Origin of the sequence: Mycobacterium sp. (assembly GCF_047975165.1) — a bacterium.
Taxonomy (GTDB): Bacteria; Actinomycetota; Actinomycetes; order Mycobacteriales; family Mycobacteriaceae; genus Mycobacterium.
In genome coordinates, this window is the sequence record NZ_JBKECZ010000146.1 from 1 (window position 1) to 20,551 (window position 20,551).

General features: G+C 68.6%; 19 protein-coding genes and 2 pseudogenes. 16 read left to right on the forward strand and 5 right to left on the reverse strand.

Going from position 1 to position 20,551, the window contains the following annotated elements; genetic code table 11:
- The 6 genes from rpsM to truA all read left to right on the forward strand — a co-directional run.
- The coding region (gene rpsM, locus ACK5M9_RS13655; protein WP_416893697.1) for a 30S ribosomal protein S13 at positions 1 to 199 on the forward strand (199 nt) is incomplete at its 5' end.
- A 3-nt stretch (positions 200 to 202) separates the two neighbouring features.
- Positions 203 to 622, forward strand: coding sequence for a 30S ribosomal protein S11 (gene rpsK / locus ACK5M9_RS13660; protein ID WP_416893698.1), 420 nt, complete (start codon positions 203 to 205; stop codon positions 620 to 622).
- A gap of 6 nt (positions 623 to 628) precedes the next feature.
- Positions 629 to 1,234, forward strand: a complete 606-nt coding sequence (gene rpsD / locus ACK5M9_RS13665; RefSeq protein WP_416893699.1) for a 30S ribosomal protein S4 — start codon at positions 629 to 631, stop codon at positions 1,232 to 1,234.
- 132 nt (positions 1,235 to 1,366) lie between these two features.
- Complete coding sequence (locus tag ACK5M9_RS13670) at positions 1,367 to 2,410, forward strand: DNA-directed RNA polymerase subunit alpha (RefSeq protein ID WP_416893700.1); 1,044 nt, start codon at positions 1,367 to 1,369, stop codon at positions 2,408 to 2,410.
- Positions 2,411 to 2,507: 97 nt separating this feature from the next.
- A complete protein-coding gene (rplQ, locus tag ACK5M9_RS13675; protein WP_416893701.1) occupies positions 2,508 to 3,026 on the forward strand; it encodes a 50S ribosomal protein L17 in 519 nt (172 codons plus the stop codon).
- Positions 2,953 to 3,867, forward strand: coding sequence for a tRNA pseudouridine(38-40) synthase TruA (truA, locus tag ACK5M9_RS13680; RefSeq protein WP_416893713.1), 915 nt, complete (start codon positions 2,953 to 2,955; stop codon positions 3,865 to 3,867). The genes rplQ and truA overlap by 74 nt, the downstream gene beginning before the upstream one ends.
- A gap of 45 nt (positions 3,868 to 3,912) precedes the next feature.
- Here truA and ACK5M9_RS13685 read toward each other — a convergent pair.
- Positions 3,913 to 4,566: pseudogene (locus ACK5M9_RS13685) on the reverse strand (cutinase family protein); the annotation flags it as partial.
- Positions 4,567 to 4,758: 192 nt separating this feature from the next.
- Between ACK5M9_RS13685 and eccB the strand changes: the two are divergent.
- On the forward strand, positions 4,759 to 5,874 hold the full coding sequence (gene eccB, locus ACK5M9_RS13690; RefSeq protein WP_416893702.1) for a type VII secretion protein EccB: 1,116 nt from the start codon (positions 4,759 to 4,761) through the stop codon (positions 5,872 to 5,874).
- On the opposite strand, the gene mycP is transcribed toward eccB, so the two are convergent.
- Positions 5,836 to 7,248, reverse strand: coding sequence for a type VII secretion-associated serine protease mycosin (gene mycP / locus ACK5M9_RS13695; protein ID WP_416893703.1), 1,413 nt, complete (start codon positions 7,246 to 7,248; stop codon positions 5,836 to 5,838). The genes eccB and mycP overlap by 39 nt on opposite strands.
- Complete coding sequence (gene eccD / locus ACK5M9_RS13700) at positions 7,245 to 8,597, reverse strand: type VII secretion integral membrane protein EccD (RefSeq protein WP_416893704.1); 1,353 nt, start codon at positions 8,595 to 8,597, stop codon at positions 7,245 to 7,247. The genes mycP and eccD overlap by 4 nt, the downstream gene beginning before the upstream one ends.
- A 115-nt stretch (positions 8,598 to 8,712) precedes the next feature.
- Here eccD and eccCb point away from each other — a divergent pair, with 115 nt between their 5' ends.
- The 9 genes from eccCb to ACK5M9_RS13745 all read left to right on the forward strand — a co-directional run bounded on the left by eccCb (position 8,713) and on the right by ACK5M9_RS13745 (position 18,998).
- Positions 8,713 to 12,432 (forward strand): type VII secretion protein EccCb, encoded by a 3,720-nt coding sequence (eccCb, locus tag ACK5M9_RS13705; RefSeq protein WP_416893705.1) that lies wholly within the window; start codon positions 8,713 to 8,715, stop codon positions 12,430 to 12,432.
- Positions 12,429 to 13,739, forward strand: a complete 1,311-nt coding sequence (locus ACK5M9_RS13710; RefSeq protein WP_416893706.1) for a type VII secretion-associated protein — start codon at positions 12,429 to 12,431, stop codon at positions 13,737 to 13,739. The genes eccCb and ACK5M9_RS13710 overlap by 4 nt, the downstream gene beginning before the upstream one ends.
- 154 nt (positions 13,740 to 13,893) lie before the next feature.
- A complete protein-coding gene (locus ACK5M9_RS13715; protein WP_416893714.1) occupies positions 13,894 to 14,208 on the forward strand; it encodes a WXG100 family type VII secretion target in 315 nt (104 codons plus the stop codon).
- Between the two features lie 10 nt (positions 14,209 to 14,218).
- Entirely contained in the window at positions 14,219 to 14,524 is a 306-nt protein-coding gene (locus tag ACK5M9_RS13720; RefSeq protein ID WP_416893715.1) for a WXG100 family type VII secretion target, read from the forward strand.
- A 171-nt stretch (positions 14,525 to 14,695) separates the two neighbouring features.
- Positions 14,696 to 15,139, forward strand: a complete 444-nt coding sequence (gene rplM / locus ACK5M9_RS13725) for a 50S ribosomal protein L13 (protein ID WP_416893707.1) — start codon at positions 14,696 to 14,698, stop codon at positions 15,137 to 15,139.
- Positions 15,136 to 15,633, forward strand: coding sequence for a 30S ribosomal protein S9 (gene rpsI / locus ACK5M9_RS13730; protein WP_416893708.1), 498 nt, complete (start codon positions 15,136 to 15,138; stop codon positions 15,631 to 15,633). The genes rplM and rpsI overlap by 4 nt, the downstream gene beginning before the upstream one ends.
- Before the next feature lie 138 nt (positions 15,634 to 15,771).
- Positions 15,772 to 17,109 carry a phosphoglucosamine mutase gene (gene glmM / locus ACK5M9_RS13735; RefSeq protein WP_416893709.1) on the forward strand — a complete coding sequence of 446 codons (1,338 nt, stop codon included), beginning with the start codon at positions 15,772 to 15,774 and terminating at the stop codon, positions 17,107 to 17,109.
- 90 nt (positions 17,110 to 17,199) lie between these two features.
- On the forward strand, positions 17,200 to 17,496 hold the full coding sequence (locus ACK5M9_RS13740; RefSeq protein WP_416893710.1) for a hypothetical protein: 297 nt from the start codon (positions 17,200 to 17,202) through the stop codon (positions 17,494 to 17,496).
- A 2-nt stretch (positions 17,497 to 17,498) separates the two neighbouring features.
- The gene (locus ACK5M9_RS13745; protein ID WP_416893711.1) at positions 17,499 to 18,998 is read left to right on the forward strand and encodes a hypothetical protein; all 1,500 of its coding nucleotides are present in this window, start codon (positions 17,499 to 17,501) and stop codon (positions 18,996 to 18,998) included.
- Between the two features lie 26 nt (positions 18,999 to 19,024).
- Here ACK5M9_RS13745 and ACK5M9_RS13750 read toward each other — a convergent pair whose 3' ends face one another.
- Together ACK5M9_RS13750 and ACK5M9_RS13755 are read right to left on the reverse strand one after the other, a co-directional pair.
- Positions 19,025 to 20,068: an LLM class F420-dependent oxidoreductase gene (locus tag ACK5M9_RS13750; RefSeq protein WP_416893712.1), complete on the reverse strand. Its 1,044-nt coding sequence runs from the start codon at positions 20,066 to 20,068 to the stop codon at positions 19,025 to 19,027.
- A 66-nt stretch (positions 20,069 to 20,134) separates the two neighbouring features.
- A pseudogene (locus ACK5M9_RS13755) lies at positions 20,135 to 20,551 on the reverse strand (hypothetical protein); the annotation flags it as partial.

Sequence of the window (20,551 nt, forward strand, 5' to 3'; positions counted from 1 at the left end):
CATCGAAGCGAACCTCAAAGTTGAAGGTGACCTGCGCCGTGAGGTGCAGGCCGACATTCGCCGCAAGATCGAGATCGGCTGCTACCAGGGCCTGCGCCACCGTCGCGGGCTGCCCGTGCGCGGCCAGCGGACCAAGACCAACGCGCGGACCCGCAAAGGCCCCAAGCGCACCATCGCAGGCAAGAAGAAGGCCAGGTAACCGATGCCACCGGCAAAGAAGGCGCAATCAGGGTCCGCCAAGAAGGGCCAGAAGACCCGCCGTCGGGAAAAGAAGAACGTCCCGCACGGCGCCGCGCACATCAAGAGCACGTTCAACAACACGATCGTGACCATCACCGACCTCCAGGGCAACGTCATCGCCTGGGCGTCATCGGGCCACGTCGGCTTCAAGGGTTCACGCAAGTCGACCCCGTTCGCGGCCCAGCTGGCCGCGGAGAACGCCGCCCGCAAGGCCCAGGATCACGGGGTGCGCAAGGTCGACGTGTTCGTCAAGGGCCCGGGCTCGGGCCGCGAGACCGCGATCCGCTCGCTGCAGGCCGCTGGCCTGGAGGTCGGTGCGATATCCGATGTCACCCCCCAGCCGCACAACGGCGTCCGCCCGCCCAAGCGCAGAAGGGTTTAGGAAACCATGGCTCGTTACACCGGACCCGTTACCCGCAAGTCGCGGCGGCTGGGCACCGACCTCGTCGGTGGCGACCAGTCCTTCGAGAAGCGTCCTTACCCGCCCGGCCAGCATGGCCGCGCCCGGGTCAAGGAGAGCGAGTACCGCCAGCAGCTGCAGGAGAAGCAGAAGGCTCGCTTCACCTACGGAGTGATGGAGAAGCAGTTCCGTCGCTACTACGAAGAGGCTGTCCGCCACACCGGCAAGACCGGTGAGGAGCTGCTGAAGATCCTGGAAAGCCGGCTCGACAACGTCGTCTACCGCGCCGGGCTCGCCCGGACCCGGCGGATGGCCCGTCAGCTGGTCACCCACGGCCACTTCACCGTCAACGGCGTGCGTGTCGACGTCCCCAGCTACCGGGTGTCGCAGTACGACATCATCGACGTCCGCGAACAGTCGGTGAACACGGTGCCGTTCCAGATCGCGCGGGAAACCGCGGGCGACCGCCCGATTCCCAGTTGGCTGCAGGTGGTCGGGGAGCGGCAGCGCATCCTGATCCACCAGCTGCCCGAGCGTGCCCAGATCGAGGTTCCGCTCGCCGAGCAGCTGATCGTCGAGTACTACTCGAAGTAGGTCGAAATCCGCGGTCGTGCCGGCCGCAGTGGCAGATGACCCGCGGCGAACGCAAGCCGGGCGCAGCGGGCCACCGCCGGAAGTCAACCCAGCGGCATCAAATAGCGGGTGCCGAGAAGGAGAAGAAACACCATGCTGATCTCTCAGCGTCCCACTCTGTCCGAGGAAGTCCTCTCCGACGACCGCTCTCAGTTCATCATCGAACCGTTGGAGCCGGGATTCGGTTACACCCTTGGTAATTCGCTGCGGCGCACGCTGCTGTCGTCGATTCCCGGCGCGGCCGTCACCAGCATCCGCATCGACGGGGTACTGCACGAGTTCACCACGGTGCCCGGGGTCAAGGAAGACGTCACCGACATCATCTTGAACCTCAAGGGACTGGTGGTTTCCTCCGAGGAGGACGAGCCCGTCACCATGTACCTGCGCAAGCAGGGGCCCGGTGCGGTCACCGCCGGTGACATCGTTCCTCCCGCCGGGGTCACCGTGCACAACCCGTCGATGCACATCGCGACCCTCAATGACAAGGGCAAGCTGGAGGTCGAACTCGTCGTCGAGCGCGGTCGCGGTTACGTCCCGGCGGTGCAGAACCGGGTGTCGGGCGCCGAGATCGGCCGCATCCCGGTCGACTCGATCTATTCGCCGGTGCTCAAGGTGACCTACAAGGTGGACGCCACCCGGGTCGAGCAGCGGACCGACTTCGACAAGCTGATCCTCGACGTGGAGACCAAGAACTCGATCACCCCGCGGGATGCGCTGGCCTCGGCCGGCAAGACACTCGTCGAATTGTTCGGTCTGGCTCGCGAACTCAACGTCGAGGCGGAGGGCATCGAGATCGGGCCGTCGCCCGCCGAGGCCGACCACATCGCGTCGTTCGCGCTGCCGATCGATGACCTGGACCTGACCGTGCGGTCCTACAACTGCCTGAAGCGGGAGGGCGTGCACACCGTCGGCGAGTTGGTCGCGCGCACCGAATCCGACCTGCTCGACATTCGCAACTTCGGCCAGAAGTCCATCGACGAAGTGAAGGTCAAGCTGCATCAGCTGGGCCTGACGCTCAAGGACAGCCCGGCGGGCTTCGATCCCTCCGACGTCGTCGGATACGACGCGACCAGCGGCGGTTGGTCCACCGAGGGCTCCTTCGACGACCAGGACTACGCCGAAACCGAGCAGCTTTAGTTCCGTCGCCGATTCGGGCCGGACACCGCGCCCGACAGCAGAGCGATGAAACCAAGGCTTTTCCGGCCTTTAGAACATCCAGACAGGAGAGTCAGAAATGCCCAAGCCCACCAAGGGGCCCCGCCTCGGCGGGTCGTCGTCGCACCAGAAGGCGATATTGGCCAACCTGGCTACATCGCTGTTCGAGCACGGCCGGATCAAGACCACCGAGCCCAAGGCCCGAGCGCTGCGCCCCTACGCGGAGAAGCTGATCACCCATGCCAAGAAGGGCACGCTGCACAACCGGCGCGAGGTGCTCAAGAAGATCCGCGACAAGGATGTGGTGCACGTCCTGTTCGCCGAGATCGGGCCGTTCTACTCCGACCGCGACGGCGGCTACACCCGCATCATCAAGGTGGAGCCGCGCAAGGGCGACAACGCGCCCATGGCGGTGATCGAGCTGGTGCGGGAGAAGACGGCGACCTCGGAGGCCGACCGGGCGCGTCGGGCGGCGGCCTCGCAGAAGGCCGCCGCTGCCCCGGCTGCCCCGGAGCCGGTCGCGGCTGCCGCCGAGACCGAATCCGCCGAGACCGAACAAGCCCCCGCCGGAGAGTCGGACGAGGCCCCCGAGAATTAGTGGGGACGTCCGTCTACGGCTCGATATCGCCTACGACGGAACCGATTTCTCGGGTTGGGCCACCCAAGCCGGGCAGCGCACGGTCGCCGGCGTCCTCGATGAGGCGCTGACGACGATGTTCCGCACCGCGCTACGGGTGCGGGCCGCCGGGCGGACCGATGCCGGTGTGCATGCCACCGGACAGGTGGCGCACGTCGATGTGCCCGTCGACGCGCTGGCGAAGGTCGACTCGCCGACTCCCGGCGCCGGTGATTCCGAGTTCCTCCCACTGGTCCGACGGCTGGGGCGATTTCTGCCAGCCGACGTACGGGTTCTCCGAATCGTCCGCGCCCCGGCGGGTTTCGATGCCCGATTCTCGGCGCTGCGCCGCCACTACGCCTATCGGTTGTCGACGGCACCCTACGGCGTGCTGCCGGAGCGGGCACGGTTCGTGACGGCCTGGCCGCGTCCGCTCGATCTGGAGGCGATGACGGCCGCGTCGCGGGATCTCCTGGGATTGCACGACTTCGCCGCGTTCTGCCGTCGACGCGAGGGGGCTACCACGATCCGCGAATTGCAGCGCTTCGACTGGTCCCGCGACGCGGACCTGGTCACCGCCCACGTCAGCGCCGACGCCTTCTGCTGGTCGATGGTGCGATCCCTGGTGGGTGCCCTGATGGCCGTCGGCGAACACCGGCGCAGCCCTACGTGGTGTCGCGAGTTACTCAGTGCGACAGGTAGATCCAGTGATTTCGCGGCCGCCCCCGCCCAGGGGCTGACGTTGGTGCGGGTGGACTACCCGCCGGACGGCCAACTCGCCGCGCGGGCCGTCGTCACCCGCGATATGCGGTCACCCCGCTAGCTGTTGCTAGCCCACGGTTGCCCGGAAATGCTGTGCGCGCCCGGCCATCAGCTTGCCGGCGACAAAGGTGGCGGCCATCGTCGTGTAAACCGGAATATATCCCTCGGTGTGGCCGGTCCACTCGTTGCCGGCGCCCGAGTGGCAGATCGGGTCCATCGGATTGCAGTAGTCGGCGGCCTTGGACCCCAACAGCGCGCTCCTGGCCGGAATCGATCCGCCGGCGCGGTCCGCCACGTCGCCGAAGGTGACCACGGCAGCGATGGTGTCCACGTATTGCCGCGGCAGCGCGTTGCCCCAATTGATGCCGCCGATGGGAATGCCGGCGACGATGTCCATCACCGAGGCGCCCTGCGAGTAGCCGCCCAGCACGACCTTGGTGCCCGGGCATTCCGATGCCGTCGACTTCACGTGGGAGATCACGTCGTTGGCGCCGTCGCCGCCGTGTAATTGCAGCCCGCTGGCGGCGTAGTTCACCGCGTAGCTGCCGATGCTCAATCCGCCTGCCTGCCGGCGCAGCGCGGCCACGAAGGCGTCGCCCACCCGGCCCGGCCCCGGGGGTTCGTTGGTTCCGCGCGCGAATACCACTTCGGCGTCGGGGCAGTCTGCCGCTGACGCGGCCGGAACGGCCGTGCTGGGTGCTGAGAGTGCCGCGGTGGCCACGAGGGCAAATCCGGCAGCGGCGCGAACGGCGCCGCGCATGAATTGGTCAAACACGCCAGGATTTTACCCGCAGTCAAGGGGGCCGAAACCTCCTTCGCCATCGACGAGCCTGTGGATAACCGGCGATCTCGGTTCGCCCGGGGGCCTAACGTTGAACCTCGATCGCGGCCTGATGTTCCGGATATCGCGACGACGCTCGGTGGGCGACCGGGAAGGCGGGAGGCAGCGGCGGTGGGTGCGCAGGCCTCGACGCGGCTGCCGGCGAGCGACTATCGATTTCTGCTGCGCCGCCTGGAGGATGCGTTGCTGGGCAGGGATCCGGCGTTGGCGCGCGCGCAGGTGGTGTCGTTGACGCTGGGATGCGTGGTCGCCGTCCTCGCGGTTGTCAGCTGTGCGGCACTGTCTGTGCTGCGGCCGCAGCCCGAGTTGGGAAGTGCCCGCATCGCTGTCGGGCAACCGTCCGGGGCGCTGTATGCGCGAGTCGGCGATGTCTGGCATCCGGTGCTGAATCTCGCTTCGGCGCGGTTGATCGCGGCGGCGGCCGAAGATCCGGTGCCGGTTCCCGACTCGGTATTGACCCGTACCGAACGTGGTGCACTGCTGGGTATTCCCGGTGCACCGCAATTTCTCGGCCAACCGTTGACAATCGGCGAATCGGGTTGGACCGTTTGCGACGGCCGGCGCGGGCTGGGGACGACGGTCCTCGTCGGCCCGGTGGGGTCCGGGGGCGTCCGTCGCCTGCCCCCCGACCGCGCGCTGTTGGTTGCCACGAGTTCGAATTCACCGGCGTATCTGCTCTTCGGTGGGCGGCGAGCGCTGGTCGATCTCACCGACCCGGCGGTTCTGTCCACGCTGGCGCCGCCGCCGGGAGGTCCGCACATCGTGTCGAAGACTTTGCTGGCAGCGGTCCCGGAGACGCGACCGGTCACCGCGCCGGTGGTGACCGCCGACGATTCGACAGTGTGCGCGCAATGGCGGCCCGCACGGTCGGGAGCGGCCGATATCGAATTTCTGGCCGGCGACGGCCCTGCCGCCGGTCATGCGGTGATGCTGGCTCAGGCCGATGGTGCCGGACCCGAGGTCGACGCCGTCGCCTTGCCCCAGGGCCGCAGTGCCTATGTGCTCGCCCGCGGGGTCACCGGGGCGGGCATCGGAACCCGCTACTTCGTCAACGAAACCGGGGTTCGGTTCCCCGTTTCCGACGACGGTGCCGCCGAGGTTCTGGGTCTTGCTTCGCTGGCCGTCCCGGCGCCCTGGCCGGTACTGGCAGCCCTACCGTGTGGGCCGGAGCTGAGCAGTCAGGCGGCATCAGTCGTCCGCGACACCATCGGGACGCACCCTTCCTGACCGGGGGGTCGCGGCGCGTTTGAGGGCGGGCGAACCCGCAGCCCCCAGCAGGGCGAGCAGGCAGATCGCGGTGCCGACGAAGGCGGTGGCGCGGGCACGATTCGCCGCGGATGCCGGGGTGTGCTCCGGTGGCTGGACCTGGGGTTGGGGTTGGGGCTGGGGTTGGGGATCTGGCGCGCGGGTGGGCGTTGCCGCGTGCCGGGGCCCGGCAGCGGCCGGGGCGCCGTCGGTGCTGACGGCGGCTAGGACGTCGACGGTGCCGTGGCCGACGAAGGGATCCCAGCCGCCGGGAGGCGGGTGGGCGGTCGCGGTGATGCGGTCCATGACCTGGCGCGGGGTCAACGCCGGAAATCGGGTGCGGATCAATGCGGCCAGGCCGCTGGCGATCGGTGCCGCGTAGCTGGTTCCGGACAGCGGTGCGGCGCTGCCGTCGGCACTGTTGACGATGCCATCGTTGACCGGGCTCAGTGAGGTGACGTTTTCGCCGGGCGCCGCCACGTCCACCCAGGGGCCGGGCATGGTGAACGACGACGGTTCGCCCCGGGCGTCCACCGATCCGACGGTCAGCACGTAGTCGTCGTACCACGCCGGGCTGACGACTGCCGCGACGGTTTCCGGGGTGACTCCAGGTGGCTGCGACGGGCACCGCGCCCCGCCGCCGGTGTTACCCGCCGCGGCGACGACGACGGCATTCTTGACATCGACCGCATACGCCAGCGCGGCACCGAGCGCCCGGTCGTCGAGCTCCTCGCCGACGGCGACACACGCCACCGAGGAGATGTTGATGACCGAAGCGCCGAGATCGGCGGCGGTGCGCACGGCTTTCGCCATGGTTCCGACGTCGCCGACGCCTTCTTGCGCCCCGGGGTCTGCCGGGCCGAACCTGGTGCTGGCCTGACGGATGCTGATCAGCGTGACCTCGGGTGCCACACCCTCGAAGGCATCGGTGCCAGGATTCGCCGTTGCAGCGATTATTCCGGCCACCAGGGTGCCGTGGGCGTCGCAGTCCTGGGTTCCGTCGCCGGTGGACACGTAGTCGCCGCCGGCAACCAGGCTTTTCAACCGGGGATGCCGACGCACCCCGGTGTCGATGATCGCGACCCGCTGCCCGGCGCCGCGGGTGAGTTGCCGGACGTGCGGGAGGTCCAGGCCCGCAAGCTGAGTCGGTGTCGTCGTCGAAGTGGCCGTCGCGACCACGCACTCCCGTCGCTGCACCGTCGGCGCCTGTGGTGATGGTAAAGCTGCTGCCGGCAGACGTGTTTCGTCAATCTGCGGAGCTACGACGGCGTATGCACACGGTGTGCAGGGCAGCGATGACAGCACAAATACCAGCGCCAATATCAACGAAAGTCCCACGGTGGGCGTAGCTTTCATGCAGAGAGGTTCAACCCGCGTGCAACTGCGAAAAGTTCGCATGTCCAGCCGGCCAGCGGTACCACCGCTGTCAACGCCAGATACCCCACCGCGTCGAGCACGCGCTGTGCAGGCGGCGAGAGCGATATCGAGGGGGCAACGAAACCCAGCAGCATCGCCGCGGTGGTGAGTATCGCCGCGCACGCTGCGATCCACGGTCCGTGCCCGGGTGCGGCGGCGGCCGCGGCGAATCCGATCGCGGTGCAGCCCGCCGCGCCGCAGGTGAACGTCACCGCGCGTCTGGAGTCGGTTCGGCTGAACAGCAGAAGTGCCCCGCCGGTGACGACGGCCAGCGGGATCGCCCGCGGGGTGGCCGCCACGGCGACCGCCACGCCGATCACCACCGTCGCGGTGAACGCTGCGCGCAGGCCGGTCACCCATTGATCGGCGCGCAGGGCCGCGGCCGCCACTTCGTCGTCGGTTTTCAGCTGCGGGACGTCCGGCGCCCCTACCGGTGCGGCAGGTGCCGGCGCCGGCGCCAGACGGGCCAGCAGCAGCGCCGTTCGCGGAGTCGCTTGGATGAGCCCGAGACCGGCCAGTGCGATCAGCGGTCCGAAAACCCGCGACGGCGCCCCGGTCAGCACAACCGCAAACGCACCGAGCCCGCAGCACATCGCGGCGCAGGCCAGTGCGGTCAATACGACCCGGCCGCAGCGTGTTACCCGGAATGCCAGGACCGCCGTGGCGGCCGCGGTCATCGACGCCAGTAGCGCCCCGGGGGCGCCGGGTGCTCCCGGTACGGCGAGCAACCCGGCCGCCGCCGCGAATGTCGTCGCCACAACGGCAAGGGTGAGACCCGCCGTCGGATCACCGAAGTGGCGGTGTCTGAAGGCGGCTGTTACCAGGGCGCCGGCCGCGGCTGCGGCCGCTATCAGGGCGGCCGGGTCTGGATAAGACCTCTCTGCCGAGGCGCCGCGGGCGAGCAGCACCGCGCCACCGACCGCGAAGCCCGCGGCCGCCACCGCAGCCGCCGTCCGGATCCCTCGCGGGAGCGGGTCCGCGGCCCGCAGCGCGGCGGCCACGGTCTCGGCTTCGTCGGCGCAGTACCGCCGGGGCGGCGGAGGATCCTCCGGGCTCAACAGCACGATGGCGCCGTCGCGGATACCGTTCTGGGCCAGCGTCGTTGAATCCGGTAGTGGCGCGCAGCCGGGACTGGACAGCCGCAAGCGGGTCAGCGGCAATCCCGGATTTCCCACCATCTCGACGATCGGGGGGATGAGTTCGGCCACGGCAATGGTGGCGGGCAGCGTCAAGTCGGCGACGGTGTCGCCGGCATGGACGGTGACCCGGCGAACATCGGATGCAGACATTACTGGCCCCTTCGGGTGCGGATCACCGCACAGTAACCGGGTCGTACGCTCCGCGGTTTCGGTTATCCACAGCCGAATTGTGGTGAATTGTTATGCGGCTTAGCGTAACCGAACTGTGTCCCAGGTTATCGAGATCGCCGCGCCGCCCAAGGCGTCGCGTCCGACGGCACCGGAAACGGCGAACTTCCTGCTGCCGGTGATCATGTCGGTCGTAATCCTCGGGGTCGCGGGGGCAGCCGTCGTCACCGGATCAAGCGTTGCCCGCAACCCGGTGGTCCTCGCGTTTCCGGCGATGATGTCGGTCTCACTGGTGGCGACGGCGGTCTCCGGGCGGGGGCGTCGGCGCGGGCTCATCGACGCCGAACGTGACCGTTACCTGCGGTATCTGAGCGGCATCCGGGCCATCGCCGCGGAAAACATGGCCGCACAGCGCTCTTCGCTCATCGCATCCCACCCAGATCCCGACATGCTCTGGGCATTGGTCGGCAGCCCGCACGCGCGGGAGCAGGCGGCGGCGGTTCCCCCCGGCCGGCCGGTGAGGGTGGGTACCGGTGCGGTCCCGAGTGTCAGCCGGCTGGTTGTCGCCGAAAGTGGGCCGCTGCACGAATGTGATCCCGTAGCCGTCGCCGCTGTCAATCGGTTGCTGCGCACGCATTCGACCATCGACGCGCCCATCGTCACCGGTCTGAGCGGCCGGCTGACGGTCGACGGCGACGCGGCCGCGGCGCGCGGACTGTTGCGGGCGATCGTCTGCGGGCTGGCGGTCTTCGGCGAGCCGGATCGGCTGTTGGTGGCCGGTGTCGTCAGTGCCGGGAATCTGCCGTATTGGGAGTGGCTGAAGTGGTTGCCGCACAACCAGAGTCCGCACGACACCGATCTGTCCGGCCCCACTTCGATGTTCTACTCCACCCTGGCCGAGGCGGCTGCGGCGCTGCGGGCGATGCCACCGCCGACATCCGCGCCGGGGGCGGCGCCTGCGGTGGTGGTGGTGGTGGATATCGATTCCGGGGACCCCATCCCAACCGATGCGGATTCCGGTGACGGCCGGGAGACGACGATCGCCGGCGCGGCCATTCTGGAGGTTGGTTGTTGCACGCCAGGTGCTGCCGTGTCGGTCCGCTCACTCGGGCGGGTGCTGACGGTGGCCTCGCCGGACCGTCTGGAGGTGGTCCAAGCGCTGGCCTGTGCACGCCGGTTGGCGGCGCACCCTCGGGATCCGGCATCGCGGACGGGGTCGGACTGGTCGAGCCTGATCGGGATCGGTGATCCGCGCGAGTTCGATCCGGCCGGCCGGTGGCACGTGGTTGGCCGGGGTGAGCGGCTGACCGTCCCGATCGGCCGCGCGACCGATGGCGCTGGGGTGACCCTGGATATCAGAGAGGCCGCCGAAGGGGGTGCCGGGCCGCACGGACTGTGCGTCGGGGCCACCGGCTCGGGGAAGTCGGAGCTTCTGCGCACTATCGCCCTGGGCATGATGGCTCGCAATTGCTCCGAGGCGCTCAATCTGTTGCTGATCGACTTCAAGGGTGGGGCAACGTTTCTCGACTTTGCCCGGGCGCCGCACGTCGCCGCCGTCGTCACCAACATGGCCGACGAAGCACACTTGGTGGCTCGGATGCGGGAAGCCCTGGCCGGCGAGATCAACCGCCGGCAGCTGTTGCTACGCGAGGCGGGATGCGTCAGTGTGGCAGCCTACGACAGGACGCGCGGGCCGGGATCGGCCGCCCTGCCGGCGTTGTTCGTCATCGTTGACGAATTTTCCGAATTACTGAGTCAGCACCCGGATTTCGCAGACATCTTCGTGGTGATCGGGCGGCTTGGACGCTCACTGGGCATGCATCTCCTGCTGGCGAGTCAGCGGCTCGATGAGGGCAGGCTGCGCGGACTCGAAGCGCACCTGTCCTACCGGATATGCTTGAAGACGCTGTCTGCCGGCGAGTCCCGGGCCGTATTGGGCAACACCGATGCCTTTGATCTGCCGGGAACTCCCGGCGAGGGCTTCCTGCGGGTTTCCAGTGGCAGGCCGGTGCGCTTCCGGGCCGCGTGTGTGTCGGCACCGCTTGCGGCCCGGCCGGGCCGGGCGGGGACCGGTCGCCAAGTGCGCAGGTTCGAGATTCCGGTTGCCGGGCGTGGTGACCCGAGCGGCGCGCCGGTGCTCGCGGCTGATGCGGCTACGGCTGATACGGCTACGGCTGCTACGGATACGGCGATGGACGCGGTATTGGATCGGCTCTCAGGGCAGGGGCCCCCGGCCCATCGGGTGTGGTTGCCGCCGCTGGGAGAGTCACCGCGGTTGGCGCAGTTGCTGAGCGACTGGGAACCGGCACGGCTGGTGGCGCCCATCGGTGTGGTCGACCGCCCCTACGAGCAGTCCAGACCGCCGCTGACGGTCGACTTGTCCGGCGCCGCAGGAAATCTCGCAATCGTCGGCGGACCCCGATCGGGAAAGTCGACCGCGTTGCGCACCCTGATCACCGCGCTGGCCGCGACGCACGATCCAGGCCGGGTGCAGTGCTACTGCCTCGACTTCGGTGGCGGCGGACTGTCGGCTCTGCGCACCTTGCCGCACGTGGGCGCCGTCGCCGACCGGAATGCACCGGAGTTGGTGCGCCGCATGGTCGTCGAGGTGCAGTCGGCAATGCGGGCCCGGGAAGCGTTCTTCGGTGAGCACGGCATCGCCTCGATCGCGCACTACCGGCAGCACGCCGCCTCGTTGGATACCGAGTACGCCGACATTTTTCTGGTGATAGACGGGTGGGCGGGTTTGCGCGCCGAGTTCGAAGCGGTTCACGAGGCTGTCATTGCCATTGCGGCGCAGTGCCTGTCGTTCGGTGTGCACGTGGTTGTGACGGCGTCTCGGTGGGCGGAGCTGCGTCCTGCGCTCAAAGATCAGATCGGCACCCGCATAGAATTGCGGCTGGGGGATCCGGCCGATTCCGAGTTGGACCGCAGGCAGGCACGCCACATCCCGGCGGACCGGCCCGGGCGAGGGCTGTCGGGCGAGGGCCATCACCTGCTGGTCGCGGTGCCCGAACTGGGTGGACTCGAAGTGCGCCGCGGCACGACGGCTGCCCCGCCGATACCGCTGCTGCCGACGTCGGCCGACTATGCGACCTTCGCCGCCGGCTCGCCGGCGGACGGGGAGATCCAGCTGGGGGTGGAAGAACGTCGATTGCAGCCGGTATCAGTGGATTTCGAGCGCAATAGGCATCTTCTGATACTCGGGGACGGTGGTTGCGGAAAGACGTCGGCGCTGCGGACGCTGTGCCGGGAGGTGGTCCGGGTAAACACCGCGCAGCAGGCTCGGTTGTTCCTGGTCGATTTCCGGCGCTCCCTGTTCGAGGTGGTGGCGCCCGAATATCTCGCGGGTTATGCGATGTCGCCGGCGTCGCTGGAGGTGGTTTTGTCGGATCTGACAGATGTGCTGCGGAATCGGATGCCCGGAGCCGACGTCAGCAAGGAGCACCTGCGGGAGCGGTCCTGGTGGACCGGGCCGCAGCTCTACCTCGTCGTCGACGACTACGAGCTGGTGGCCACCGCCGGCGGAACCCCGATGCTGGCGCTGCTCGACTACCTGCCGCACGCAGCGGATCTCGGGTTGCACGTGCTGACCGCCCGGCGCGGCGGAACCGGAGGACGCGGTCTCTTCGAACCGCTGCTTGCCGGCATGTGTGATCTCGGCTGCACCCGCCTGACGATGAGTGCCGGCGGAGATGATGCCCGGGTGCTCGGATCGGGTGCGGCGGAGGCGGTGCTGCCGCCGGGGCGTGGCATGCTGACCACCCGTCGAGGAGTCGAGCAACTGGTTCAGGTTTTCTGGACGCCTCCGCCGTGAGTGTGCACCGTGTCGTCATCGAAGCGGGCCCCGGCGGTGTTCGTCGATTATGTTGTGCGGCAGTTGAGTCAGGTGATGCTGCGTTGGCCGGTATGGCGCTTGAGTCGATCGATGACAGTGTGGTTCTGCTGGACGAGCGGCCGGTGAAGGTGGAGGACCTGTGGTCGGTCGTGCTGCAATCGATGGCCGCCGGTCACCGCGGGGTGACGCTGGTACATCCGTTCTGGTGGCCGACCGAGCGGGTCGACGTCGTCAGGGCGGCTGCCCGGACTCTGCCGGGCGGCCCCGACGCGGTGGAGGTACGAACCCGCCGGTGGTTGCTGACCCGGGCGGTGCCGCCGGAGGTGCAGGAAGCGGAGGGGGTGGCGGAATCGGTTGTGCTGGTCGAGTTCTGGGAGCGATTGGCGGTGGTCACCGGCGATGAGGCTGTCGCGGTGATGCACGGCGGCGCATCCGGTCCGATCGTCGAAGAGGTTGCCCGAGCCGCGGGGTCGATGCCCGCGCCTGCGCTCGCGCCCGTGCTGATCGATGCGGCGAGCGCCGGTGCGGGCGCACAGGGGCTGGCGAAGTCGGTCGCCGAGAGCCTCCGCACCGGTGGCCACGGCGTTGTGGAGATCGATGGCGCCCGGCTGGCGCGACTTGCCGGGACGGTGGCGCGGACGTCGCCTCCGAACCCTCGGGCTCCATTGGGCCAACCAGGCCGACCGGCCCGGTGCCGGGCGGGCCCGCGGGCGGTTATTCGACGCGGTGCCGCCAGGTTCGTGGCTGCCGGCGCCGTAGCGACCGGGCTGGCGATTCTGATCCCGGAGCTGTCGCCGGTGCTGAAGCCCACCCCGCGCGCCGATCGGACCCACAGCCTGCCGGTGGTGCAACCGGAGCCGACGACGCTGCTGGTGGAAGGCAGCGTGGCGATGACGGTTCCCGCGGACTGGAGTACGCAGCGTGTGGTCTCCGGGGGCGGCTCCGCGCGGGTCCAGGTCACTTCGCCGTCGGACCCCGAGGTTGCCCTGCACCTCACGCAGACCCCGACGCCCGGCGAAACGCTGGCGGGGGCCGCCGAGCAGTTGCGGCGGGCGATTCAGGCCGGGCCGGCGGGGGTGTTCGTCGACTTCGACCCTTCGGGGCTCAGCGCCGGCCGGCCGGCGGTGACGTATCGCGAAGTGCGAACCGCGCACCACGTGCGATGGACGGTGCTGGTCGACCGGTTGGTGCGGATCGGCATCGGTTGCCAGAGCCCGCCGGCTGCCGACGATGCGGTACGCCGCGCCTGCGATCGGGCCGTGGCCAGCGCTCATTCCGTGGGATGAGCTGGACGATGGGGCTGGGCGATGGGGCTGGGCATGAGTTGGGAACTGCGGCGGGCAATCGGGCGTCGAACCCAATAGCTGTGAAAACACAAACGAAGAAGGGAGCGATATTTTGAGCACACCTGCCGGTGCCAACGCACTGAACGTCAACGCACTGAACGTCAACGCACTGAACGCCGATTTCGACCTCATGCGCGCGGTTGCGGCCACCACCGATGCCCGCAACGAGGAGATCCGGGCGCTGCTGCACGGCTTCATCGGGCGGGTCGGCAGCCTGCCGCCGTCGGTGTGGGGAGGGTTGGCGGCCGCACGCTTCAAAGATGTGGTCGACCGCTGGAATGCCGAATCGATGCGGCTCTACCACGTGCTGCACGAGATCGCCGACACCATCCGGTTCAACGAGGCGGCGCTTCGGGAAGCCGGTCAGAACCATGCCCGGCGTATCGCCGCATCCGGCGGCGGCCTGTGATTGCGGGAGGCTGAGGATGGACTCGGTGCTGTCCTACGACTTCGGCGCTATCGAACACCTGATTCGCCAGGAAATCCACACCACGTCGATGCGCTTCAATGCCGCGCTGGAAGAGCTGAGATCGCAGATCGCGCCCCTGCAGTCGCAGTGGACCCGCGAGTCCGCGGCGGCGTATCGGGCCGAGCAGCTCAAGTGGCATCAAGCGGCCACCGCGCTCAACGAGATCCTGCGTCAGCTGGGAAATGCGGTCCGGGACGGCGCCGGGGAGGTGGCCGACGCGGACCGGCGGGCGGCGGGTAGTTGGGGTCGCTTTTGACCTGCGGGTATAGGCGTCGGTAAGCTGCTGCGTTGGCGTGCGGGTACGCCGGGGCTCGGGTCAACGTCGGTCGCCGAGACAAACCCCACCCGTTGACGCCTGACCGGCCCCCGGGTTCCACCGGGATCCCAGGCCGAGAGATCGGCTCGAAGAGAAAGAGTGGTAAGCGCTGTGCCCACATACGCGCCGAAGGCGGGTGACACCACGAGGTCGTGGTACGTCATCGACGCCACGGACGTGGTGCTTGGCCGTCTTGCCGTAGCAGCAGCCAACCTGCTGCGCGGGAAGCACAAGCCGACGTTCACGCCCAACGTCGACGGAGGCGACTTCGTGATCGTCGTCAACGCCGAGAAGATCGCCCTCAGCGGCGACAAACTGCAGAGCAAGATCGCCTACAGCCACTCGGGGTATCCCGGCGGTCTGCGCAAGCGGAGTATCGGCGAGTTGATGGAGAAGCACCCCGACCGCGTCGTGGAGAAAGCGATTCTCGGCATGCTGCCCAAGAACAAGCTGAGCCGTCAGATCCAGAAGAAGCTGCGGGTCTACGCGGGCCCCGAACACCCGCACACCGCTCAGCAGCCCGTTCCGTACGAGATCAAGCAGGTGGCGCAATGACCGAAACCAGCCTCGAAACCACCGAAGCCGCCGCGGCCCCCGAGGTACCCGACGCTGTGGTTGAAGTCGCGGCGGAAGCGCCCGCGGCCGTCGAGCCGTTCGTGTTCGACCGCCCGATCCAGACCGTCGGCCGCCGTAAAGAGGCCGTGGTGCGGGTGCGCATGGTCCCGGGCACCGGCAAGTTCGACCTCAACGGCCGCAGCCTGGAGGATTACTTCCCGAACAAGGTGCACCAGCAGCTCATCAAGGCTCCGCTGGTGTCGGTCGAACGCGTGGACAACTACGACATCTACGCGCTGCTGCACGGCGGTGGCCCGTCTGGTCAGGCCGGCGCCTTGCGGCTGGGTATTGCCCGCGCGTTGATCCTGGCGACACCGGAGGACCGTCCTGTTTTGAAAAAGGCGGGTTTCCTCACCCGTGACCCGCGGGCAACCGAACGCAAGAAGTACGGCCTGAAGAAGGCCCGCAAGGCGCCTCAGTACAGCAAGCGCTGATCGAGGGCGGCCACAGGCTGCGGGCGCACATCGTTGCGGGCTCGATTCGCATGTTCCGGCGTGTCGCGGGACCCGCAGGGGCGCCCGCAGCCAACAGTGGATATGTGCAATACCGCTAATTGTGAGAGGTTTGACCGCATGGGTCGACTATTCGGCACCGATGGCGTCCGTGGAATCGCCAATCGTGAGTTGACCGCCGAGCTGGCTCTGGCGCTGGGTGCGGCCGCCGCGCGGCAGCTGGCGAATTCGAACGAACCCGGCCGGCGGGTCGCCGTGGTCGGCCGCGATCCCCGGGCCAGCGGCGAAATGCTGGAGGCCGCCGTTATCGCCGGGCTGACCAGCGAAGGTGTCGACGCACTGCGCGTCGGGGTGCTGCCGACACCCGCCGTGGCCTACTTGACCAGCGCCTACGACGCCGACTTCGGGGTGATGATCTCGGCCTCGCACAACCCGATGCCCGACAACGGCATCAAGATATTCGGGCCGGGTGGCCACAAACTCGCCGACGCCACCGAGGATCGGATCGAAAACCTGGTCGCTGCCGGTCCCGGATTGCGCCCGGTGGGTGCGGGCATCGGCCGGGTGGTCGACGCCGAGGACGCGACCGAGCGCTACCTGCGTCACGTCGGCAAGGTGGGTAGCCACCGGCTCGACGGCCTGACCGTGGTCGTGGACTGTGCCCACGGTGCGGCCTCTGCGGCGGCGCCCAGCGCCTATCGTGCCGCCGGTGCCCGCGTCATCGCGATCAACGCCAACCCCACCGGGCTGAACATCAACGACGGATGCGGATCGACGCACCTGGAATCGGTGCGCGCCGCGGTCGTCGCGCATCGGGCCGACCTGGGCCTGGCCCACGACGGCGATGCCGACCGCTGCCTGGCCATCGATGCCAACGGCGACCTCGTCGACGGTGATCGCATTATGGTGATACTCGCGCTCGCCATGAAGGATTCCGGCGAACTGGCCTCCGACACTCTGGTGGCCACGGTGATGAGCAACCTCGGACTGCACCTGGCCATGCGAGAGGCCGGCATCACGGTCCGCACCACCGGCGTCGGCGACCGCTACGTTCTCGAAGAATTGCGGGCCGGCGACTACAGCCTGGGCGGTGAACAATCAGGACACATCGTGATGCCTGCGTTGGGGTCCACCGGCGACGGGATCGTCACCGGGCTGCGCTTGATGGCCCGCATGGTCGAGACCGAATCGTCGCTGGCCGCCCTGGCGTCCGCGATGCGGACGCTCCCGCAGGTGCTGATCAACGTCGAGGTCGCTGACAAGGCGAGTGCGGCGGAGTCGCCGTCGGTGCGGGCTGCCGTGGATCGGGCCAAGGCCGAACTCGGCGATAGCGGGCGAATCCTGCTGCGTCCCTCGGGGACGGAGCCGATGATCCGCGTGATGGTCGAGGCGACCGATCACGAAGTCGCCCAGCGTTTGGCCGCCGGTGTGGCCGACGCGGTTGGTGCTGCCCGCTGAATTCGCGGGAACCCCGGCGCCGTCGACGGCATCGAAACAGGTATGACGTATGACAATTCTGTGGGCGGTGTGCCCTGCAACCCCGTACTCGTGGGCCCCACGTTTTTCGATGTAGCGGCGGTGTGCTCGGTAGCCGACCGGATCGCGGAAGCCGCCGAGTCCGTCAACGACGTGGCGGTGAATCATCTGTCGCAGTTGACTTTCGGAGGTGCGCACGCCGGCAGCGCGTATGTCGATCGGGGTGAAGCACTGCGAGCCGGATTGGATCGGCTGTCGGCCGATGTTTCGCGGTGGTCGGGGGCGGCCGCCGAGAACGCCGCTGTGCTGCGATCCGGGGCAGCCCGTTATGCTGCTGCAGACTTTGACGCCGCGGCTCGGATCGCTTGATCGTGGCCGACAGGTGGGACGTGGCCGGGCGGCTGGCCGAAGGCCGGCCCGCGGTGGAGCGCACGCAGACCTATGTGCGCGCATGTCAGGCGGTCGGCTACCGGTATCCCGATCTCGGCCCCGGACAAGTCCGCGACTGGTACGAGTCCGAAGCCGGGCTCGACCTGTACGCCCTGGACGCCGACTGCGTGCGGTTGCGGGCGGCGGAGAGCGCGTTGCAGGACGTGCTGCGCTCGCAGAATGCTCAGACGCGCGGCGTGGCGGCGGCATGGTCCGGGCCGGCGGCCGATGCTGCGGTGGAATTCCTGCGGCGCCACTGCGATACCGCGAATACGGTGGTTGCCGAGGTTCGTGCGGCCGCTCAACGGTGTGAGTCGCTGCGCGACGACCTGTGGCAGCTGGTCGAGGCCAAGGTTGCGGCGACCATCGCGATCGATGACCGCACCGCAGCGCAGCGGCCCGTATGGCTGGCGGCGGCCTCGGCCGTCACGGCCGGCGTCGGCGTCGGCGGCGGCGCAGGGGAGCGTTCTCCAGCGCGGGAGTTGGTGCATCGTGAAATAGTGCCGTATATAGTCAATGATATTGGTGCCGAATGGCTTTCGGTAATACGTTCGTGTGGGGCGTCGGTAGCGGCTTCCTACGACACGGCTGTCGATCGGCTTGCCGGTGCCGCTGCAGCACACTTCGAGATTCCCGACGGTTTCCCTGCCCCTGCCCCTGCCCCCGCCCCCGCTCCTGCCCCTGCCGCTGCCCCTGCCCAGCAGCCGGCATCACCGGGTGTGGCCGCGGACCCGGGGCTGGCCCCGGGCGATCCGGTGTCGGCGCCGCCGGCGGTGCCAGCTGCGGTGCCAGCCGCAGTGCCAGGTGCGGTGCCGGCACGGCTGGTGTCCGCTCCAGTGCCCGCCACAGGGCCGCTGCCCGAACCGCCGCCGGATCCGCCGGCGCTGCGGCCGGATCCCGGGGTCTCCGGCATGTACGGCAGTGCAGGTGGCCCGGGTGCGCCCGTCGGATCCGGCGCAGCGGTCGGGCCCGGCGCAATTGGGGGACTGGGCGGAATCGCTAGCAGGATCATCGAGGAGATCGGCGGCCTATTGGGGCTGGCGCCAGGGCAGGCCGAGGACGTGTGGGGCCCGGGGGATTCGGCCGGCGTCGACGAGCTGTTCGACGATGGTGCCGAACAGGAGCCGGAAACCAAGCGCGACACCGATGTTGATGCCGACCCGTATTCACAGCCCGACGTTTCGCCGTCCGCTGAAGTCGAGGTTGCCGCCAAGCCGGCGATGGGTGATCCGACCGGCGAGTTGGCAGTCCCCGGAGGGGCGCCGCCAGGGCCTGCCGCCGAGCCCGCAGCCGGAGTGCCTCGGTCGGTCGTACCACCCGAGGTTCAGCCGCCCGCCGCTACGCCCGGCGCCGGCAACTCCGCGGCAGCTGCGCCGGGCGAGCCACCCCCGGGGTCGACACCCTGTGAGATCGCGGCAAATGAGGTTCCGCAGGCCGGATAGATGTTCTGCGTGGCCGGCTGGTCAGGTCAACGAGCCTGCATCCGCAGCAGTTCCGCGACGTACCGCACGGCTTCGCCTGCGTCGGTTGTCACCGGGCGCACCAGCAGCGTGGTGACTCCGGCCTCGGCGAATGCAGCCAGTCGCTCGGCGATGAATCCCGATGGGCCGATCAAGGAAATGTCGCGGACCAGTTGGTCGGGTACCGCGTCGATTGCCTCCCGTTTGCGGCCGGCCAGGTAGAGCTCCTGGATGCGGTCGGCGACCTTGCCGAACCCGTATCGGGTAGCCAGGTTGTGATAGAAGTTGCGGCCCTTGGCGCCCATCCCGCCGATATAGAGGGCCAATTGGGGCTTGGCCCAAGCCAGTCGGTCTTCGACGTCGTCGCCGATAGCCAGTGAGGTCCCGACCATCACGTCGAGGTCGCCCAGTGCGGGATCTCTCCTGGCGCCGCCGGCCGCCAGTGCAGCACCCCAGACGGCCGCCGCCTTTTCGGGGTTGAAGAACGCCGGCTGCCAGCCCTCGGCAATCTCGGCTGTGAGTTCGACGTTCTTGGGGCCGAGTGCTGCGATCGAGATCGGAATCCGTTCGTGTACTGGATGATTGATGAGTTTCAGGGCCTTGCCCAGCCCGGTCCCGCGATTGGCGGGCAGCGGGATTCGGTAGTGCTTTCCGTTGTGCTGGACCCGCTCGCGGCGCCACACCTGGCGGCAGATTTCGACGACTTCCCGCGTGCGGCCCAGCGGGAAGTCGTACTCGACGCCGTGGAACCCTCCGATCACCTGCGGCCCTGACGTGCCGATACCGAGGTGGAATCGGCCGTCGGACACATAGTCGAGTCCGGCTGCCGTCATCGCCAGCAGCGAGGGCGTGCGAATGTAGATGGGGAGCACGCCCGAGGCGAGTTCGACGGTGGTCGTTCTGGCCGCCAGATATCCCAGCTGGCTGATGGCATCGAAGGAGTACGCCTCGGCCACCACTGCTATGTCGATGCCTGCCTTTTCGAGTTCGACGACCCGCTCGACGGCCTCGTGGAATCCGCCGGAATAGTCCAGGGCAATCCCGATGCGCATCTACGACACTTACCACAGAGAAAACCCACTGCCGTGATCCAGAATTGTCATCGGGGGTCTGCCACGTCATGCCGCGCCGGGGGTGGCAGGGGTGGCAGGGGTGGCAGGGGTGGCAGGGGTGTCGGGGTTGTCGGGCCCGTCTTCCCCGGTCCTGGCGTCGCCTGCATCGTCCTCGCCGCGGTCCGCGTTTTCCCGGGCCTCGGCTCGGGCGTGGCCTGCCTCTTCTGCCCCGCGGTCCTCGGCTGCCCCGGCCTGCCCGGTTTGCCTGGCCTGCCCGGTCTGCTCGGCCTGCCTGGCCTGCCCGGTTTGCCTGGCCTGCCCGGTTTGCCCGGCCTGCCCGGTTTGCCTGGCCTGCCCGGTTTGCCCGGCCTGCCCGGCCTGCCCGGCCTGCCTGGTCTGCCCGGTCGGCCCGTCCTCGTCTTCCCCTGTTTCCTCGGCTTGCCGGCGGGTGAAGTGTCGTTCGGGGTGGTGGAAGTTGTTGAC

Excerpts from the sequence above, each read along its gene's own strand:
- rpsD (WP_416893699.1), top strand. The coding sequence starts at position 629 with ATGGCTCGTTACACCGGACCCGTTACCCGCAAGTCGCGGCGGCTGGGC.
- glmM (WP_416893709.1), top strand. The coding sequence starts at position 15,772 with ATGGGTCGACTATTCGGCACCGATGGCGTCCGTGGAATCGCCAATCGT.
- mycP (WP_416893703.1), bottom strand. The coding sequence starts at position 7,248 with ATGAAAGCTACGCCCACCGTGGGACTTTCGTTGATATTGGCGCTGGTA.
- eccD (WP_416893704.1), bottom strand. The coding sequence starts at position 8,597 with ATGTCTGCATCCGATGTTCGCCGGGTCACCGTCCATGCCGGCGACACC.
- ACK5M9_RS13670 (WP_416893700.1), top strand. The coding sequence starts at position 1,367 with ATGCTGATCTCTCAGCGTCCCACTCTGTCCGAGGAAGTCCTCTCCGAC.
- ACK5M9_RS13750 (WP_416893712.1), bottom strand. The coding sequence starts at position 20,068 with ATGCGCATCGGGATTGCCCTGGACTATTCCGGCGGATTCCACGAGGCC.
- rpsI (WP_416893708.1), top strand. The coding sequence starts at position 15,136 with ATGACCGAAACCAGCCTCGAAACCACCGAAGCCGCCGCGGCCCCCGAG.
- rpsK (WP_416893698.1), top strand. The coding sequence starts at position 203 with ATGCCACCGGCAAAGAAGGCGCAATCAGGGTCCGCCAAGAAGGGCCAG.
- rplQ (WP_416893701.1), top strand. The coding sequence starts at position 2,508 with ATGCCCAAGCCCACCAAGGGGCCCCGCCTCGGCGGGTCGTCGTCGCAC.